Source organism: Hafnia sp. CBA7124 (assembly GCF_002355555.1).
Classification (GTDB): Bacteria; Pseudomonadota; Gammaproteobacteria; order Enterobacterales; family Enterobacteriaceae; genus Hafnia; species Hafnia alvei.
This window is the reverse complement of sequence record NZ_AP017469.1, coordinates 2,599,080-2,615,858: the sequence shown is the minus strand read 5'-3', so window position 1 is coordinate 2,615,858 and position 16,779 is coordinate 2,599,080. Positions and strand designations below refer to the sequence as shown.

Below are 16,779 nucleotides of genomic sequence, written 5' to 3'. Positions count from 1 at the left end.
CCGCAAGTAACCGGATAACATTGATAAACAACATCAAAATAATTGAAATATTACCACTTCATTTCGCCGGTATTCACTTTCGCGCTTAAATTAAGGCTTTCACCATCTTTCAGGCTAGGGTAAGCCTTTTGCATAGCGTCGATCACACCCGCAGAGGTTTTATGAGTATCTAAAACCTGTTCAAACTTTTTCAGATAGTCACGGCTAAATACAATTGCGGCGTCACCTTTCGGAGGTGTTCCTAAATAATGGCCAGGAACCACCGTTTGAGGGTGTAACGCCTGCATGCGATCTAACGCTTTAATCCAGTTTTCACGCGAGGCCTTCGTTTGGGTATCGGCAGTCCAAATATGTTGATTGGCTGAAACTAATACTCCACCTACTACGGCTTTGAGTGAGGGGATCCAGACATAGGTACGGTCTGGTGAGGCACTATCGAGATCTTCAATAATCAGTTTTTGGCCTTCAAGCGTGATTTCATTGCCCTGAAGGACTTCTGGCGTAATGATTTTTGTTGGCGCCTGATCTTTCATCATTGGGCCCCAATACTGAAGCTTGGCGTTTTGAGTCGCTTTGATATGGTCAACGGTAGGTTGAGTTGCCACAATCTTAGCCTGCGGATAGGCCGCTGCTAGCGTTTGTAAGCCAAAATAGAAGTCAGGATCGCCGTGGCTGATATAAATTGTGGTCAGGGTTTTGCCACTCTTTTTGATCATGTCGATCAGCGCATTAGCGTCTTTTTTCTCAAATTGTGCATCAATTAGCACAGCTTCTTTATCGCCAACAATTAATTCAGAAGAGACCGGAAACAGACTGGTCGCACCCGGGTTATAGGTTTGTAGCTCAAGCGCTTTAGCCTGTGCTGCAAAGGCGCTGGTGGAGAGAACTAACGACAAAATCAGAGGTTTAACCGCGATGGATGGTTGCATGAGACAGGCCTTTATTATTAATGTGAATTATTACTGTTTGGAAGTATATTCAGCAATCGTTGAAAGAAATAGGCCAGAATAGTAGACATACTGTTTACCAAATCGAGCAAATCGTAGGAGAGAACATATGGATCGACTCAGTGCGATGCGGGTTTTTGTTTGCGTCGTTGAGCAGGGGAGTTTGAGTCGCGCCGCAGAGAAGCTGAATCTTTCGCGAGCCATGGTTTCACGCTATTTGGCAGACTTAGAACAGTGGATTGGTGGCCGCCTGTTGCATCGAACTACGCGCAGCCAAAGCCTAACCAGCGCCGGCGAAGAGGTTCTTGTGCGCTGTAAAGCGTTGCTGTTGTTAAGCGAAGAGATTGAGCAGGTGGTTGATAATAGTCAGCAGCAACCGAGAGGCTTGTTACGTATCACGAGCAGCCAGTCGCTGATACAGGCCTTTCTTACCGATGCGGTGTGTGACTACCTGACGTTCAATCCGGTTGCTCAGATTGATATTTGCCGCCAAGAAAAAACGCTTAACCTAGTGGATGAACGTATCGACCTGGCAATCCGCATTACGAATCAGCTGGATCACAACCTGATTGCTCGCCGCTTGGGAACCTGTCATTCGGTATTGTGTGCGGCTCCTCGCTATTTCGAACACCATGCGTTACCGCAAACAATTACGGATTTAAGTGAACATAACTGCCTGACGCATGAATACTACGCTCATCACCATTGGGGCTTTGTCTATCAAGGGGAATCCATCACGGTGCCGATAAGCGGCAATTTAAGTGCTAATTGTGCAACGGTGTTAACGGCGGCAACGCTGCGTGGTTTTGGCATCAGCTTGTTGCCGCGTTATTTGGTGAATCAATTGCTCGCAGATGGGCAATTAGTTGAGATCCTGCCTGAATATCAGCCAGAAGATCTGGGAATATATGGTGTTTACACGTCGCGCCAGTTTCTGCCCGTCTCCCTACGCGCGTTTCTCGATTTCTTGGTGGCTCGCTTTGCGTCGGATCCGCGTTTTGCCTGAGCCTCTTATTTGCTTAGAAGCCATGCTGTGCGCAATCATACCTAAAATAACTAAGGTAATACCGAGCAGAGAAACGGGGGAAGGCAGCGCAGCACCGAGGAAAAACATCTCGCCCAGCAGCGTAAACAATACTTCGCCTGATTGTGTGGCCTCCACGGCGGCAAGCTGCGAGGGATCATTACGCACGCGGTTGGTTGCAGCAAAGAAAAGCAGGGTGCCAATAACGCCAGAAAACAGCGCCACCAATACGGATTGCTCGACCTGTGGCGCGGAAGGAAGGCCAACACGTGACCAAGCCACTAACGAAATCACCAACCAAAATGGCAGACTGGCGAGGGTCATGTTCAATACGCGTTGCAGCGTATCCACATTATGGTGGCAAATATTCATCATCTTGCGGTTGCCAAGAGGATACAAAAATGCGGCGATAACCACGGGGATGAGCCCCGCCAGCGCCTGAAACAGGCTGATATGTTCAGCTTGTTGCCACAGCATCAGCGCAATACCGAGTAAGATCAGCAGTGACCAACGTAGTCCAAACCACGGAATTTTATGCTTAGGCTCACCGCTTGCGCCCAGCCAAGGCACCAGCAACGATCCTGCAATAATAGTAATTTGCCACGTCCCCGCCACTAACCAGCCGGGACCATAGGCGCTCGCCAACGTAACAAGCGCATAAAACAGCCCAAAGCCCAGCGTGCTCCACAGCAAATAGGGGCGGATATTCTGTCGCAGATGAGCAAGGCTTTGGCGTAGCTGGCCGCGCAGGGCGACAAGCACCAATAGCATTGGTGCCATAAACCAAAATCGTAAACTGGCACTCCACATCCAGTCGCCGCCGCCAATTTCCATAGAACGATTGAAAATAAAAGTGAAGGCGAAGAAAAGGGATGAGATCACGCCGTAGACAATAGCCTGCATGGGTAAGTCCGAGTTTTTTATGTATCAGGATTGGTGAATGGCTTGTAGTAGGATAAACTTTTCACCGCCTTGTGCGTTATAGCGCACGAAACAAGATTAGCATTGTGCGTTATAACGCACAACACCAATGAGAATAAATCATGACCGATCTTGCTCTTCATATTGGAAAAACGTTGCGTGAACTGCGTCAACGGCGCGGATGGAGTCTAGATAAAACGGCGCAGGCCACGGGGGTGAGCAAGGCTATGCTTGGGCAAATAGAGCGTGGCGAATCGAGCCCAACCGTGGTCACCCTGTGGCGGATCTCTAGCGGGCTACAGGCTTCCTTCAGTGAATTTTTACCTCCGCAGCTGGTGGATGAAGAGCCTATGCTAAGTTTGCATCATGAAGATGAGGCAATTACTGCTCAGACTCAACTCAGTTTTGATGCCCAGTTGGGCTATGAAGTGCTTCTTATCACCTTGCACGCGGGATGCATTCACAACTCCTATGCGCACGAGCAAGGGGTTATTGAAGACATTCTCATGATCGATGGCGAAATCGAAGTGCAGGTGAAAGGCGTATGGCAGGCGGTGACCACCAGCAAGCCATTGCGCTTTGTAGCTGACCAAATACACAGCTATCGCAATACGAGCAATCAAGCCGCTAAATTCTACAATATTGTTCATTATCCCCAATCACGTGAGGATGAATAAGCACCCAGCAACATTTATTTATCTTTTTGTTAGCTATTTTTTAAATAACCACACGGTCTGTCGGTGGATTATTCATCAATGAATATCCATAATCGCCGCCCTATGGGGCGGCCTCGGATTATATGCCCGATGAGCCTGTGAGAATCTGAAAAACTAACATTGAGGAAATGAACACCATGCCAGTGTTACATAACCAAATATCCAACCAAGAATTAAAAGCCAAGATGCTGGCCGAAACTGAGCCGCGCACCACGGTTTCATTCTACAAATACTGCCGAATCGAAGAGCCACAGCTGTTTCGTGACGCTCTCTACATTGCGTTTCGCGATCTCGGTGTGTTCGGCCGTATCTACATCGCTCATGAAGGGATTAACGCACAGATTTCCGTTCCTGCAAGCCGCTACGAAGCGATGAAAAGCGCGTTGTATCAGGCGCACCCTGATTTCGACGGGTTAAGAATGAACGTGGCGCTAGACGATGATGGAAAATCGTTCTGGGTTTTGCGTATGAAAGTACGTGAGCGAATTGTTGCCGATGGTATTGATGACCCTAGCTTTAATCCTGCCAACGTAGGTCAATATCTAAAAGCGGCTGAAGTGAATGCGATGTTGGATGATCCTGATGCGGTGTTTGTGGATATGCGCAATCACTATGAGTATGAGGTTGGGCATTTCACCGATGCGTTAGAAGTGCCTTCGGATACTTTCCGCGATCAGCTGCCGATGGCGGTAGATATGTTACAGCAGGATAAAGATAAGAAAATCGTGATGTATTGCACCGGTGGGATACGCTGTGAAAAAGCCAGCGCCTATATGCTGCATAACGGGTTTAATAATGTTTATCATGTGGAAGGTGGCATCATCGAATACACTCGCCGTGCCCGTGAGCAGGGATTACCGCTGAAGTTTATTGGCAAAAATTTTGTCTTTGACGAGCGCATGGGCGAACGCATCACCGACGATATTATCTCTCAATGTCACCAGTGCGGGACACCATGCGATACGCACACCAACTGTTTGAACGACGGTTGTCATCTGCTATTTATTCAATGTGTGTCCTGCGCAGAGAAATACAGCGGTTGCTGTAGTTCTGAATGCCAAGAGGAACGAGCGCTGCCGGTTGAAGAGCAGCGGGCTCGCCGTGCCGGACGTGAAAATGGCAATATGATTTTCAACAAGTCACGCAGTAAGCCCCTTCGCTTACGCATTCCTGGCCGCGACGAATAACCCGCACAAATAGCCGCAGTTAAGCTTTGCCGGTGGATGAAATACTCAGCTCCCGGCAGGCTTTGCCAATAATCTCTAATGCTAACCGAATATGTCCCTGCGACAATGCGCTAAAGCCAAACAGCATCAGCGTATCCTGATTTTCTGCGAGATAGGCGTTCTCTGATCCATTGCACATGCTACCTAAGGTATCAAAACGTACGCCTTCTCGCAGGCAGCGTTCACGCAGTTGACTAACGGTGTGGGCCGATAGTGACGTTTTTAACGTGATGTGCAGGCCCGACGAGGTGCCTAGCAGCGTGGCACTGGGGAATAGCGTCATTAGGCCTTCACGTAATAATTTTTGGCGTGCGCCATATTCGATTTCCAGTTTGCGCAAATGGCGGTGATAACCCTGATCGTGCATAAAGTCGGCGAGGAATTGCTGATACAGCCAGCTGGCACCGTGATTCCACAGCGCTTTTAGATTAAGAATTGGTGCAACTAACCGCTCTGGACATACCATAAAACCAATGCGCATGCCGGGTCCCAGCGTTTTCGAAAAACTGCTGAGATAAATAACGTTGTTCGCATTTTCCAATGATTTCAACGCCGGAAGCGGCTGTGTGCCGTAGAGAAACGTCGTGTCGTAATCATCTTCAATCACGTAGGCGTTTGAGCGCCGCGACCAGTCCAACAGCATTTTGCGTCGTTCTAGCGGCAATGTTCCACCTACAGGATACTGATGTGACGGTGTCACGTAGGCTAGCGCACACTGCTGGTCTGGCAGGCCTTGGGTTTGCAACCCAAAATCATCTACCGGAATAGCGTGAATATGCGGGGTGCAGCTACTAAATAAATTCCACGCGCCGGAATAGCAGGGGGACTCCACGGCTATATGCTCTTGCGGCGTTAATAGCGTGCGCGCAATCAGGGCTAAACCTTCTTGGACGCCGTTGGTGATGATGATGTGATCTGCATCGGTATGAATGCCGCGTGCATTCGCCAAGTATTTGACCAACTCTTGTCGCAGCGACATCAGACCTGCCGGTGGGTGATAACGCGTCATCAACAGATGTTTACTGCGTGAGGCTTTGTTATTCCAACTGCGCCAGCGCTGCCAAGGAAACGAGGATTCATCTGGATTACCCAGGCTGAAAAACATGGGGCTATCTACGTCAACGTAGGTGTCTGGAGCCTGAGTCTGCAAAACGCTGGGCGGATGGTCTAAATCGCTTTGCGGTGTTTTAGACTCGGGGAGCTCTACCCGGGATGAAAGGATGACGTTGTATCCCACGCCGGGACGACTGGCAATAAAGCCTTCCAGGACCAGTTTTTCATAAACGGCGGTAATCGTATTGCGAGAAACCTGTAGCTTTTCTCCGAGCTCACGAATGGAAGGCAGGCGTTCGCCGTTCGTTAACACTCCGTTGTGCAGCGCCGTATGGATTTGCTGATAAATCTGTTTTTGCAGCGACAGAGAGTCGTGGCGATCGAGGTTAAACGACAGCATTCGGGATCCGGATCAAAGAGAATAAAACGCCAGTATACGTGATTCTAGCCAATGGGATGGAGTATCCATCAATATGTTGACGTAAAATATATTACAATCAATTATTTAATTACCACTACCAATGACCTTATTCATATTGATATTCTGAATTTAGTGGGTGGGTAGTGATCAAAAAAATCTTGCGATAATCTATAGAGAATGACCGTATCTGGCTAGAGACAGCATCTGAAGAATGATGGGTGAGCAAGGGCTTGGATAGGAATTATGCGAACAACAGGATCGGAAAGCACCGATCAGGATATATGACAACAAGGAATCACCATGTCCCGAACCGTATTAAGCGCGCAGGGTATTCGAATTGCGATTATGGCTGCGGCTCTGGTTATCGTGTTAGCCGGTGTAAGAGCAGCGTCTGACATTATTGTACCGTTTTTACTGGCCCTGTTTCTGGCCATTATTCTAAACCCGTTAGTGACGGGGCTTATGCGGTTACGCTTGCCACGCGCAGCTGCAGTTGGGCTGGTACTGGTTATTATTATTCTGCTGCTGACGCTGATGATTGGTATGCTGGGCTCCTCGCTCAACGATTTCAGCAGAACGTTACCGCAGTATCGCGGCATGTTAGCCAACAAGCTTGCGGTGGTACAGCATATTGCCGAGCGCTTGAATCTGAATTTTTCACCTATCGAATTAGCTAATCATTTTGATCCCGGAGTGGTGATGAATATGGCCACGCGGATCGTCACTCAATTATCAGGGGCAATGTCGAGTTTATTCCTGCTGCTGATGACGGTCGTTTTTATGTTGATGGAAGTTCCCCATCTTCCTTACAAACTACGAAAGTCACTCTCCAATGCTGATGCGGGCATGGGAAGTATTCAGCGGGCGTTGGATGGTGTAACCCAATATTTGGCGTTGAAAACCGGTATCAGCGTTATTACTGGCGTGGTGGTTTGGCTAATGTTGCACCTGATGGGGATTCGCTTTGCCATGATGTGGGGCGTATTGGCTTTTGTGTTGAACTATATCCCGAATATTGGTTCAGTGATTGCCGCTGTTCCACCGGTGATTCAGGCACTGTTGTTCAATAGTTTTGGCGATGCCGTCATGGTGGCGTCGGGTTATATCGTCATTAATATGGTGTTTGGCAACATTCTCGAACCCCGAGTGATGGGGCGTGGTTTGGGGCTTTCAACGCTGGTGGTGTTCTTGTCGCTGATATTTTGGGGATGGCTGCTTGGCCCTATCGGTATGTTGTTGTCGGTTCCATTAACTATCGTCGTGAAAATCTTGCTAGAGCTTACCCCTGTGGGATCGCGTTTTGCGGTTCTTTTAGGTGAGGGCGTGGAAGAGAAATAGCCTGTGACGAAGCCCTCTCTTCGTGGGAAGAGGGGGAAGGCGATTTTAGAAGTAAAGAAGATAAATATCTAACAGAAGGAGTAATAACGAAATGGCCAGATAAAAGATCAGATGATTTCGAACGTTGTTAATAATCATCTGAATTATTTTGTCAAACATGCGTGCAGCTCAAAAGTGCAGATTGAAAAAAGTATAATTTTTTATATCTAAAACTACAATCAGCAGATGATATTTCTGTCGGATTTACCACATATATTCCCCTTGAAAACCTGGCTTAATTGTCTGTCTTTTTTTGTCAATTTCCTAGCTAAAAACGGTGTGTGATAAAGCCTTATTCAGCATCAGTTTTAGCATCGGTTTTACCCGGTTTACAGCGAACATGAATAAAACAAAATTTAATCTAATCATATGAATAGTAAGTTATTTTTAAATAATAACCGCATGTGATGACGTCGGTAAATTACCGAGATGATGTGTTAGACAAAAAGTCAAAAACTTGACCGAAGTCACTAAAATGTGTAAATTAAAGATATGTAAAGGTGTCATGGAAAATAAAAAAACTGCTAAGGGAGCAGAAAATAACACGACAAAAAATAGGTAACTTTTAACGACTTCTCGTTAATGCTGCTGCATAGATCTCGCCTCACGCTGCGATCCGAAAATGGGATTAAGCCGTAATTACGGGGACGCGAAATCTATGGTGCTGCTGAGAATTAATTCAATGCACATCAAGGGTAACTATGACCGATCCTAAAGAGACTCTCGCGTCAGAAACGCGCGTGGCTAATGCACAGCCACATTCATCCCATCTTGCGTTTTGGCGCAAGAGTCAAAAGAAAAATCAAAAACCAGAAATGACCGTTGACGATATTACTATCGTCGACCGCAGCATGCTCAAGCGTGCAGTAGGCGCTGCGGCGTTGGGTAACGCCATGGAGTGGTTTGACTTTGGTGTTTACAGTTTTTTAGCTGTGACCATTGGTAAAGTCTTCTTCCCCAGCGGCAGCCCTGCAGCCCAGTTGATCGCTACCTTCGCCGCCTTTGCGGCAGCATTTTTGGTCCGTCCACTCGGAGGCATGGTGTTTGGCCCGCTCGGCGATCGCATTGGTCGCCAAAAGGTATTGGCGTTTACCATGATCATGATGGCGGTGGGAACATTCTGTATTGGTCTGATCCCAAGCTATGAAAGTATTGGTATTGCGGCTCCCATTTTGCTTCTGGTCGCTCGTTTGGTTCAGGGATTTTCCACCGGTGGTGAGTACGGTGGCGCTGCTACCTTTATCGCTGAGTATTCAACGGATAAGCGCCGTGGTTTCATGGGGAGCTGGTTAGAGTTCGGTACATTCGGCGGCTATTTGTTAGGTGCGATGCTGGTGACGGGGCTGACGGCGATCATGCCTGAAGAAACATTGCTTGCATGGGGTTGGCGTATTCCGTTCTTTATCGCTGCGCCGTTAGGATTATTTGGTCTTTACATCCGTTTGAAACTTGAAGAAACACCTGCGTTCCAAAAGCATATGGAAAAACAGGAAGCCATTGAAGAAAGTAAGCCGAAGATGGGCTTGTTCGAAATGATGGGCACCTATTGGCAGCAGATGTTGAAGTGTATTGGCCTCGTCCTGCTGTTCAACGTATCTAATTATATGCTGACCTCATACATGCCGAGCTATTTGACCGGTGTGCTGGGTCTGAGCGAGCTCAGTGGCTTAATGCTGATCATGGTGGTCATGTTTATCATGATGCCAATGACGCTGCTGTGGGGCCATTGGAATGACCGTTTAGGTCGTAAGCCGGTCATTATGTTTGGTGCGCTGGGTTTAATCGTCTTGGCTATCCCATCCCTGATGCTGATAGGTACAGGGAATATGTGGGCAGTATTTGCAGGTTTGATGATTTTAGGGGTGCTGCATACCTGCTTTAGCGGCACCATGCCATCAGCATTGCCTGCGTTATTTACTACGCAAACTCGCTACAGTGCTTTGGCGGTAGGCTTTAATATTTCGGTTTCATTATTTGGCGGAACGACTCCGTTGATGACTTCATGGCTGGTTTCGTCAACGGGCAATCAAATGGTTCCGGCTTATTATTTGATGGGGGCAGGTGTGATTGGCGTTGTCACTGTGCTGTTTATGCGAGAAACAGCGAGGAAGCCACTGCGTGGTTCGGCGCCTGCGGTAGCGACCAAAGCTGAAGCGAAAGCCTTGATAAACAAATTACGTTTACGCCGCCAGAAAAAAGAACAAGAGCTGGTCTTACAAAATAACCAGAGTACTGTAAATTAAAGATGCTTATTAATTAATTATGATGTAAATATAAAACTATTGTTTTGTGAATTATATTATGAAAAGCATTTTCTTTTAAAAAAAGCCCGCGACGCATTCGCGGGCTTTTTCATACCGCAGTATTTATTTTATAAAGCAAGGGGCAGGGCAGACGACATACTTAATGACATTATAGAGATAGCAGAATTCGAGCCGATTCCTTACATGCATTTTCTCGGTGATGTGTTGTTTATGTACATATACAGTTCGTCCACAGATATTTAACTTACGTGCAATTTTGTGGTTCGGCATTTCTTCCATCCAATATTGGGTTATGGAAGCTTCGCGGTCTGTCAATGCGGGGTAGTTGCCAAAGTATTGCTGTATGCTTTTATGTAGGTCTGGTTTTTGATGTAAATCAGTAAAAACAGCAAGAAGTGACGTAAGTTTTTGTTTATTAATAATATATACATGACTGTTTAATATGATAGGTCTAGTGCCATTCGGATAGTCTGCATCGAGGTAAACGAATATTTTAACGTGTGAATACTGAGAGAAAAATCTTATCAGAGAGGTGTCTTGCTCATTGATACGGCAATAATCAGTTAGATTGACTAAAATAATATCAGGATTAGGTATATCTTTTTTCTCTAAAGCTTGATTCACTGAATTCACATGGTGAATATTTATACCTGTTTCTTCAGAAAAATAACAGGATATCCCTAGTCGTGTATAGAGACACTTGTCTACAACTAATACGTTCATTCATCATCCTTGAAAATAACGTCTTATGTTTTGTGATATGGTTTATATAAATTTAACCTCTATAAGTTAGTGTTTTTAATATGTAGTTGTCAATTCTAAAATAACCATTACAGTTGATGGTTTGTGCGATTAAATTATTGGCCCGCAATTTTCGCGGGCGAGCAATTAAAATCGACTTATTTTGAAAGGAGATAAATCGAATGGAACGGGTTGGCCAGCAGCCTGAAGCGCAATAATCTCACCTAATACGGTAGCAAATTTGAAACCATGCCCGCTTAAGCCTGTCACGACACTGATCTGTGGCGAGTCTGGAAGTGAGTCTAGAATGAAATCTTCATCTGGAGAGACATCATAGGTGCAAACCTCACCATGCAGACAGACGCCGACGCCAGGCAGAAATTGGCGTAAAAAGCCAAATACTTCACTCCCATCTTGTGGATTAGTGCCAAACGGGCGGCGCTGTTCGGGCACGGTAATGGGCTGTCCACCATTATGTTTACCCAATTTTAGACCATCATTGTTATATGGGAAGCCATAAAACTGATCCCCTTCAGGCGTTTCAACCGTAAAAGCAGGGAAGTTATTGTTTTCGCTATAGCGCCCATCGGCTTGATACCAAGAGAATACTTTACGTACTGGGGTTATTGGCAATTCCGGCAGCAACGCTTTTGCCCATGTTCCGGCAGTAACGGCAACTCGATGTGCATTAAACTCGCCCTCAGCTGTGGTGATTTTTACCCCCTTATCCTCAGGCGTAATGGCATTCACCTGACAGTTAAAGTGTAGATCAGCACCGGCCTCTGCGGCTTTTTCATTGAGAATACCCACCGCGAGCTCAGCTTTTAAATAACCGGCGTTAGGTTCTAGAAGGCCGATATAACCATCAGGCACGGACCACTCAGGCCAGCGTTTTTGCAGTTGCTCGGCATCCATTTTCTCTACGGTCAGCCCAAACTGAGTAGCGCTGTTTTCGGCATTACGCATGAATTCAGAACTGGATGGCCCAATGTTGAGCACGCCGCTGCGATGAAAGAGCTGTACGGCTGAAACTTCTTCTAACTTGGTCCACAGTTCCTGCGCGCGTAGCACTAAGGGAACATATTTTTCACCTTCGCCATAGGCATGGCGAATAATTCTGGTGTCACCATGATGACTACCATGCCGATGGGGCGGTGTATGGCTATCTAGCATCAGAACCTTTAAGCCTGAAAGCGCAGCATAATAACCCGCGGCAGCACCAACAGAGCCGCAGCCGACAATCGCTAAATCGTATTTCATAAGGGGATCCTCCGTGTCATGGTTTTTCCATGAGTACACCAGCTTTATTGCAATAAACGAATCCAGCGCAATCAGCCTGGTTAAACAACATTTACGATCTATTTTACAACCTGATGATAACCTTTGCAGGGGGGCAGAGGAAAATCGATACATAAAAAAACACCGCCTTGTGAGGGGCGGTGCTTTAGCGGTGCGTTAATGTACTAATGTTTAAGATAATCAATGTCTTGGTATTCCGAGGATTCTATCTTTTCAATTCCGGCTTCGAGGATGTCAATGAGCTGCCGTGCAACATCGGTGGTTAACCACAGAGTGCGATCGACTTCCGCTTTCTCAGGATCTTGATCGCGTGAAGAAAGATAATGCAGGCGGATCATAAGAGCATCATAGCTATCAACAGTACTGATATCCCAACCAACCACTGGGTGTGTCTGAATTACTTCATCTTTTCCGTTCATAAAGACCCCCTAAAACGTAGTGACTGTCGTGAGCTACTAACCAGGATCAATGTGTCTCATTAGATGAGCATTTTCAGTATACGCATCTAACTGTTTAAATGACGCATTTTTTGTGTGTTTTGTTAAAAAAATGTTTTCTGGTGATTTATCAAACGTAGAGCTGACTAGATATTGTCATTGTTTGGGATTGCTGCTGTCTCGCTGACGCCGGAATTACGTACCTCAAACTGCTCTGCAAGCTTGGCGAAGTATTCTTGCGTCTTAGTATCATATGTTTGGTTGTTAGCCTCCAATTTCAAGCTGTGGATCAATAATTGACAGCTTTTTCCCTCGAGTCCAAATGCTAAATAGGAAAATGCGGTTTCCAGCATATTAATTCTACGTTGCTGATCGTGAATCAGTTCCAGTAGCTCGCCAAACGTCATCGCATGTTCTGGGTTGTCATTGTTCATTTACTGTTCTCCTACGGCATGTGTCCTAGAGTATTAAGACGAGTTAAACCACGGGTTTAAGTTAAGCCTAGTCCATCCTTTTATGCCAATACAATCAGATAAATAACCTAAATCCAGCGCGAGGTGATGAAAAGCGTATTAAAAATGACACTTTGTCAGTTTTGTAGGATGAAAGTGAAAACACCGAGGGGATCATCCGCTATAATCTGCGTCTTGTTTTAGTTGTGTAAAAGTTCTCATGAATAGTTCTATAGAAAGCGCCGCTGAGCGCACTGAGCCTCAGGTGGTCAATATCCCTGCAGGATATTTTGGAATGGTGCTGGGCATCATCGGGATGGGTTTTGCTTGGCGCTATGCGGCGACCATTTGGCCCATTTCTCCTTTCATTGGTGAAGGCTTAGTTGGGCTAGCAACGTTGATTTGGCTCAGTTTAGCGCTGGCTTTTATATATCGCCTTGTGCGTTATCCCCAGTTAGTGATAGCCGAAATGCGTCATCCGCTGACCGGAAGCTTCGTTAGCTTATTCCCAGCCACCACAATGTTGGTTTCAATTGGCTTTGCACATTATTCGCCAACGCATCTTCTGGCTGAAATCATGTTTGGGATCGGTGCCTGTGTCCAACTGTGCTATGCCGCATGGCAAAGCGCAGGGCTGTGGAAAGGAGAGCATCCGGCCGAGGCCACGACACCAGGCTTATACTTGCCCACGGTGGCCAATAACTTTATCAGTGCCATGGCATGTGGCGCATTAGGCTTTCACGATCTGGGTATTATGTTCTTCGGCGCGGGGGTATTTTCATGGTTGAGCTTGGAGCCCGCGATCCTACATCGACTGCGTAGCCATGGCGAAATGGCTAAGCCGGTACGAACTTCGCTGGGTATTCAACTTGCGCCGGCGTTGGTGGCATGCAGTGCTTATCTCAGCGTTAATGGCGGACATACAGACTTTGTTGCCAAGATGCTGTTTGGCTATGGACTGTTGCAGCTTATTTTTATGTTGCGGCTGATGCCGTGGTATATGAGACAGCCTTTCAATGCTTCTTTTTGGAGCTTTTCATTCGGAATTTCAGCACTCGCAACCACCGCTCTGCATTTAAGCGTGGGCGAGCAAGATGGATTGTTTGCGGCGTTAGCGGTTCCCATGTTCGTTTTCACTAACGTCGTGATTGCTTTGCTGATGGTTAAAACAATGATTCTGCTGATGCAAAAAAGGCTGATCCCTACGGTGGAAAGACCTTGCTGCACATCGCGAACGAAATAATGGGTGCAGGAAAAACGTTGTGTGGATTGATAGGTAAAAAAAAGCCGGGAAGCGACTCCCGGCCTACGTATTTTACTATCCGTAGGAATTGCCGATGGCTAACGGAGATGGAACTCATCGCCTATTATCATTCAATGAATTAGGCTTATTATTGCGACGTAAAAATGTGTGTTTACACCGCGAATTCGTGTTATTCGCTAAATCCGTTATCGAACCAGTCATCGGCACTTTCCCACGTTTCTTGCAGGACTTCCTCGATGCGTTCTTTGTCGGATTTCAGCCCGCCCATAACGGTTAGCGTATTTGAGTTAGTCATTCGCACCTGTACCGCGGTATCAGGATAGATATGATTTACTCGTTTCGAAAATTCGTGGTTTAATGCTTCCAGAGCACCGTCTGGCAGCTTGTTACGTTTATCCAATGTTAATTCAATGCGCATGGTCGCCTCCGCATTCACAATATACTGTATATTTATACAGTCGAGATTCTGTTAACGCAATACTGTACAAGCACTATTTTTATTTTCTTTGTGCTTCTGCCAGTCACTTTTCTCGCAATATGCGAAGTTCTCCCAATTTGTCGGTTTATTACGCCCACCAATTTTGAACCAGAGCACGTTTTCTGCTGTATTTGCTGCATACTATGAAACGCGAATGTGACAAAACCCTAATCAGATATCCCACAGATGTGAATGTGAGAAATAACAAATAAAAGGAATATCCATGCGAAAGATTGCGGTTGCACTCAGTGCGTTAGCTTTTGTTATCAGTTTAAGCCCATCGACACAGGCAAAAGTCTCTACAGATACGCCTCTTAATGCCGGTGTTACTGTGGCACAGCTGGCACACCAAGCGCCGATTCACTGGGTTTCGGTGACACAGATTGAGAATAGCCTACAGGGCATTCCTCCTATCGCAGTCGGTTTTGATATTGATGATACGGTGCTATTTTCGAGCCCAGGGTTTTATCGTGGGCAGAAAGAGTTCTCTCCGCAAGATCAAAGCTATCTGAAAGATCCGGCATTTTGGGAGAAAATGAATAACGGCTGGGACAGCTTCAGTATGCCCAAGCAGGTGGGCAAAGATCTGATTGCCATGCACCTTAAACGCGGCGACAGCATCTATTTCATTACCGGCCGCAGCCCGACTAAAACAGAGACCGTTACCAATACCTTGCAAGAAGATTTCTCAATACCGGCAGCCAGCATGAATAGCGTGATCTTTGCCGGCGATCAACCGGGGCAAAATACCAAGATAAACTGGATTAAGGAAAAGCAGATTAAGGTTTACTACGGCGATTCGGATGGAGATATCACCGCGGCTCGCGATGTCGGGATCCGGGGTATTCGCGTATTGCGCGCATCCAACTCAAGCTATCAGCCGTTGCCAAAAGCCGGTGCGCTGGGTGAAGAGGTTATTGTTAACTCTGAGTATTAATACGTTAGAGAACAGCAAAATAGATACGGGGTATAAGGAAATCGAGATACACGGGTCTACCACACCGTGGGGCGCTCCGGCGGCTTACGCCGCTACGACCCCATCGGTGTGCTCCCCCTAAAATCGTGCATTAGTAATACCCCGTATCTATTGCCTCGCGTCGAGCTGTTTAATCGACAGGCTTTTGCAGCCAAGTTAGGGTATCGACAAGATCTTCCGTTTTTTCTTCTACTACGCGCAGGGCGTCAGCCATCCCTTGATTATAAAAGTGCGCGCCGAGCTCTTTGGCAAAGAAATCCAGCAAGAACTCTGCATCAAAATCACCAATTTCGACGTCTAATTCAGCCTGTAGATATTTTTGTAATTTGTGGACCATCTGCGAGGTCTGCTCACGGCTGAAGGTGATGTCACTCATAGCGTACCTTGCTCTTCATACACGATATCAAGCTCAATATTCATCTTTTTGAGATGGTTTCTGTATTCGTCGCTTAAACGATAATCAGTGATTACCCGATTAATCGCATGAGTGGGCTGCAAGGGGTTGGGGTTTATTTGGCCGAACTTTGATGAATCTGTCAGCACAATGTTTTCAACGCCTTTGGCTAATACTGTGTTAGCAATATCGGTGCGCATCATATCGCGACCGGTAAAGCCTGTTTCAGGATGAAAACCATCAATACCGAGGAAGGCTTTGTTGAAATAAACTTGCTGAATGCACTGGCGAGTTAGTGGACCTACCATCGTTTCGCTGCGTTTTTGGTACAGCCCACCCATCAAAATGACGTCACAATCCGTTTCTTTCAGCAGGTGCGCTATGTAGGTGCTCACGGTCACCAACGTAACGCGCTTACGTTCTGCCAGATAACGGGCGAGAAGGGCATTAGTACTGCCGTTTTCGATAAAAATCGTTTCGCCATCGTTAACCAAAGACGCGGCATAGGCCGCCAATTTTTGTTTTAACGTGAAATTAATCATCATTCGAGCATCTACATCGTCGCTTTCTAGCGCCACGGCGTATCCGTGGATGCGCTTTAGGTAGTTACGCTTTTCCAATAGATTCAGATCCTGACGGATCGTCACCTCTGAAACTCCGGTATTACGCGCTAGATCGGCCACGCTAACGCGGCGTATATCATTGACATATTGGAGAATAGCTTGCTGTCTTGAATTCATGAGTTCCTTGGCTTAACGAGCTAATATATCGGTGGCCGAAACCACCGAT

18 protein-coding genes are annotated in these 16,779 nt (G+C 46.6%); 7 read left to right on the top strand and 11 right to left on the bottom strand.

Features of this window, described 5'->3' with window-relative positions; translation table 11 throughout:
• Positions 1-50 precede the first annotated feature (50 nt).
• Positions 51-929 carry an MBL fold metallo-hydrolase gene (locus CPY98_RS12210; RefSeq protein ID WP_096387894.1) on the bottom strand — a complete coding sequence of 293 codons (879 nt, stop codon included), beginning with the start codon at positions 927-929 and terminating at the stop codon, positions 51-53.
• 127 nt (positions 930-1,056) lie between these two features.
• Here CPY98_RS12210 and CPY98_RS12205 point away from each other — a divergent pair, with 127 nt between their 5' ends.
• The gene (locus tag CPY98_RS12205) at positions 1,057-1,953 is read left to right on the top strand and encodes a LysR family transcriptional regulator (RefSeq protein ID WP_043493669.1); all 897 of its coding nucleotides are present in this window, start codon (positions 1,057-1,059) and stop codon (positions 1,951-1,953) included.
• Here CPY98_RS12205 and CPY98_RS12200 read toward each other — a convergent pair.
• A complete protein-coding gene (locus tag CPY98_RS12200) occupies positions 1,894-2,874 on the bottom strand; it encodes a multidrug resistance efflux transporter family protein (protein WP_025797136.1) in 981 nt (326 codons plus the stop codon). The two genes, CPY98_RS12205 and CPY98_RS12200, sit on opposite strands and share 60 nt — an antisense overlap.
• 140 nt (positions 2,875-3,014) lie before the next feature.
• Between CPY98_RS12200 and CPY98_RS12195 the strand changes: the two genes are divergently transcribed.
• Both CPY98_RS12195 and CPY98_RS12190 read left to right on the top strand, forming a co-directional pair.
• On the top strand, positions 3,015-3,569 hold the full coding sequence (locus tag CPY98_RS12195) for a helix-turn-helix transcriptional regulator (RefSeq protein WP_043493663.1): 555 nt from the start codon (positions 3,015-3,017) through the stop codon (positions 3,567-3,569).
• Positions 3,570-3,745: 176 nt separating this feature from the next.
• Positions 3,746-4,795 carry a rhodanese-related sulfurtransferase gene (locus CPY98_RS12190; protein ID WP_096387892.1) on the top strand — a complete coding sequence of 350 codons (1,050 nt, stop codon included), beginning with the start codon at positions 3,746-3,748 and terminating at the stop codon, positions 4,793-4,795.
• Positions 4,796-4,814: 19 nt separating this feature from the next.
• Here CPY98_RS12190 and CPY98_RS12185 read toward each other — a convergent pair whose 3' ends face one another.
• Positions 4,815-6,287, bottom strand: coding sequence for a PLP-dependent aminotransferase family protein (locus tag CPY98_RS12185; protein WP_043493656.1), 1,473 nt, complete (start codon positions 6,285-6,287; stop codon positions 4,815-4,817).
• Positions 6,288-6,608: 321 nt separating this feature from the next.
• Here CPY98_RS12185 and CPY98_RS12180 point away from each other — a divergent pair, with 321 nt between their 5' ends.
• Complete coding sequence (locus CPY98_RS12180; RefSeq protein ID WP_043493654.1) at positions 6,609-7,646, top strand: AI-2E family transporter; 1,038 nt, start codon at positions 6,609-6,611, stop codon at positions 7,644-7,646.
• A 45-nt stretch (positions 7,647-7,691) separates the two neighbouring features.
• On the opposite strand, the gene CPY98_RS12175 is transcribed toward CPY98_RS12180, so the two are convergent.
• Complete coding sequence (locus CPY98_RS12175; protein WP_309544517.1) at positions 7,692-7,784, bottom strand: DUF2770 domain-containing protein; 93 nt, start codon at positions 7,782-7,784, stop codon at positions 7,692-7,694.
• Between the two features lie 602 nt (positions 7,785-8,386).
• Here CPY98_RS12175 and proP point away from each other — a divergent pair.
• Positions 8,387-9,928 (top strand): glycine betaine/L-proline transporter ProP, encoded by a 1,542-nt coding sequence (gene proP, locus CPY98_RS12170; protein ID WP_038502296.1) that lies wholly within the window; start codon positions 8,387-8,389, stop codon positions 9,926-9,928.
• A 123-nt stretch (positions 9,929-10,051) separates the two neighbouring features.
• Here proP and CPY98_RS12165 read toward each other — a convergent pair whose 3' ends face one another.
• The 4 genes from CPY98_RS12165 to CPY98_RS12150 all read right to left on the bottom strand — a co-directional run bounded on the left by CPY98_RS12165 (position 10,052) and on the right by CPY98_RS12150 (position 12,860).
• Complete coding sequence (locus CPY98_RS12165) at positions 10,052-10,672, bottom strand: LuxR family transcriptional regulator (protein ID WP_043493649.1); 621 nt, start codon at positions 10,670-10,672, stop codon at positions 10,052-10,054.
• A 165-nt stretch (positions 10,673-10,837) separates the two neighbouring features.
• A complete protein-coding gene (gene solA, locus CPY98_RS12160) occupies positions 10,838-11,950 on the bottom strand; it encodes an N-methyl-L-tryptophan oxidase (protein ID WP_043493646.1) in 1,113 nt (370 codons plus the stop codon).
• 203 nt (positions 11,951-12,153) lie between these two features.
• Positions 12,154-12,408, bottom strand: a complete 255-nt coding sequence (gene bssS, locus CPY98_RS12155; protein ID WP_004092990.1) for a biofilm formation regulator BssS — start codon at positions 12,406-12,408, stop codon at positions 12,154-12,156.
• A gap of 164 nt (positions 12,409-12,572) precedes the next feature.
• A complete protein-coding gene (locus tag CPY98_RS12150) occupies positions 12,573-12,860 on the bottom strand; it encodes a hypothetical protein (RefSeq protein ID WP_096387887.1) in 288 nt (95 codons plus the stop codon).
• Positions 12,861-13,098: 238 nt separating this feature from the next.
• Between CPY98_RS12150 and tehA the strand changes: the two genes are divergently transcribed.
• Complete coding sequence (gene tehA / locus CPY98_RS12145; protein ID WP_043493644.1) at positions 13,099-14,121, top strand: dicarboxylate transporter/tellurite-resistance protein TehA; 1,023 nt, start codon at positions 13,099-13,101, stop codon at positions 14,119-14,121.
• Between the two features lie 190 nt (positions 14,122-14,311).
• Here tehA and dinI read toward each other — a convergent pair whose 3' ends face one another.
• A complete protein-coding gene (gene dinI / locus CPY98_RS12140) occupies positions 14,312-14,560 on the bottom strand; it encodes a DNA damage-inducible protein I (RefSeq protein WP_025797120.1) in 249 nt (82 codons plus the stop codon).
• A gap of 283 nt (positions 14,561-14,843) precedes the next feature.
• Here dinI and aphA point away from each other — a divergent pair, with 283 nt between their 5' ends.
• Positions 14,844-15,557 carry an acid phosphatase AphA gene (gene aphA, locus CPY98_RS12135; protein WP_043493643.1) on the top strand — a complete coding sequence of 238 codons (714 nt, stop codon included), beginning with the start codon at positions 14,844-14,846 and terminating at the stop codon, positions 15,555-15,557.
• 169 nt (positions 15,558-15,726) lie between these two features.
• Here aphA and CPY98_RS12130 read toward each other — a convergent pair whose 3' ends face one another.
• Complete coding sequence (locus CPY98_RS12130; protein WP_025797116.1) at positions 15,727-15,972, bottom strand: DUF2164 domain-containing protein; 246 nt, start codon at positions 15,970-15,972, stop codon at positions 15,727-15,729.
• The gene (locus tag CPY98_RS12125) at positions 15,969-16,730 is read right to left on the bottom strand and encodes a DNA-binding transcriptional regulator YciT (RefSeq protein ID WP_043493637.1); all 762 of its coding nucleotides are present in this window, start codon (positions 16,728-16,730) and stop codon (positions 15,969-15,971) included. The genes CPY98_RS12130 and CPY98_RS12125 overlap by 4 nt, the downstream gene beginning before the upstream one ends.
• Between the last annotated feature and the right edge of the window lie 49 nt (positions 16,731-16,779).

Coding starts and splice junctions, on each gene's coding strand:
- CPY98_RS12190 (WP_096387892.1), top strand. CDS start 3,746: ATGCCAGTGTTACATAACCAAATATCCAACCAAGAATTAAAAGCCAAG.
- CPY98_RS12180 (WP_043493654.1), top strand. CDS start 6,609: ATGTCCCGAACCGTATTAAGCGCGCAGGGTATTCGAATTGCGATTATG.
- CPY98_RS12205 (WP_043493669.1), top strand. CDS start 1,057: ATGGATCGACTCAGTGCGATGCGGGTTTTTGTTTGCGTCGTTGAGCAG.
- CPY98_RS12210 (WP_096387894.1), bottom strand. CDS start 929: ATGCAACCATCCATCGCGGTTAAACCTCTGATTTTGTCGTTAGTTCTC.
- dinI (WP_025797120.1), bottom strand. CDS start 14,560: ATGCGCATTGAATTAACATTGGATAAACGTAACAAGCTGCCAGACGGT.
- CPY98_RS12175 (WP_309544517.1), bottom strand. CDS start 7,784: ATGATTATTAACAACGTTCGAAATCATCTGATCTTTTATCTGGCCATT.
- tehA (WP_043493644.1), top strand. CDS start 13,099: ATGAATAGTTCTATAGAAAGCGCCGCTGAGCGCACTGAGCCTCAGGTG.
- solA (WP_043493646.1), bottom strand. CDS start 11,950: ATGAAATACGATTTAGCGATTGTCGGCTGCGGCTCTGTTGGTGCTGCC.
- bssS (WP_004092990.1), bottom strand. CDS start 12,408: ATGAACGGAAAAGATGAAGTAATTCAGACACACCCAGTGGTTGGTTGG.
- CPY98_RS12165 (WP_043493649.1), bottom strand. CDS start 10,672: ATGAACGTATTAGTTGTAGACAAGTGTCTCTATACACGACTAGGGATA.
- CPY98_RS12125 (WP_043493637.1), bottom strand. CDS start 16,730: ATGAATTCAAGACAGCAAGCTATTCTCCAATATGTCAATGATATACGC.
- CPY98_RS12150 (WP_096387887.1), bottom strand. CDS start 12,860: ATGAACAATGACAACCCAGAACATGCGATGACGTTTGGCGAGCTACTG.
- CPY98_RS12200 (WP_025797136.1), bottom strand. CDS start 2,874: ATGCAGGCTATTGTCTACGGCGTGATCTCATCCCTTTTCTTCGCCTTC.
- CPY98_RS12185 (WP_043493656.1), bottom strand. CDS start 6,287: ATGCTGTCGTTTAACCTCGATCGCCACGACTCTCTGTCGCTGCAAAAA.
- aphA (WP_043493643.1), top strand. CDS start 14,844: ATGCGAAAGATTGCGGTTGCACTCAGTGCGTTAGCTTTTGTTATCAGT.
- CPY98_RS12130 (WP_025797116.1), bottom strand. CDS start 15,972: ATGAGTGACATCACCTTCAGCCGTGAGCAGACCTCGCAGATGGTCCAC.
- CPY98_RS12195 (WP_043493663.1), top strand. CDS start 3,015: ATGACCGATCTTGCTCTTCATATTGGAAAAACGTTGCGTGAACTGCGT.
- proP (WP_038502296.1), top strand. CDS start 8,387: ATGACCGATCCTAAAGAGACTCTCGCGTCAGAAACGCGCGTGGCTAAT.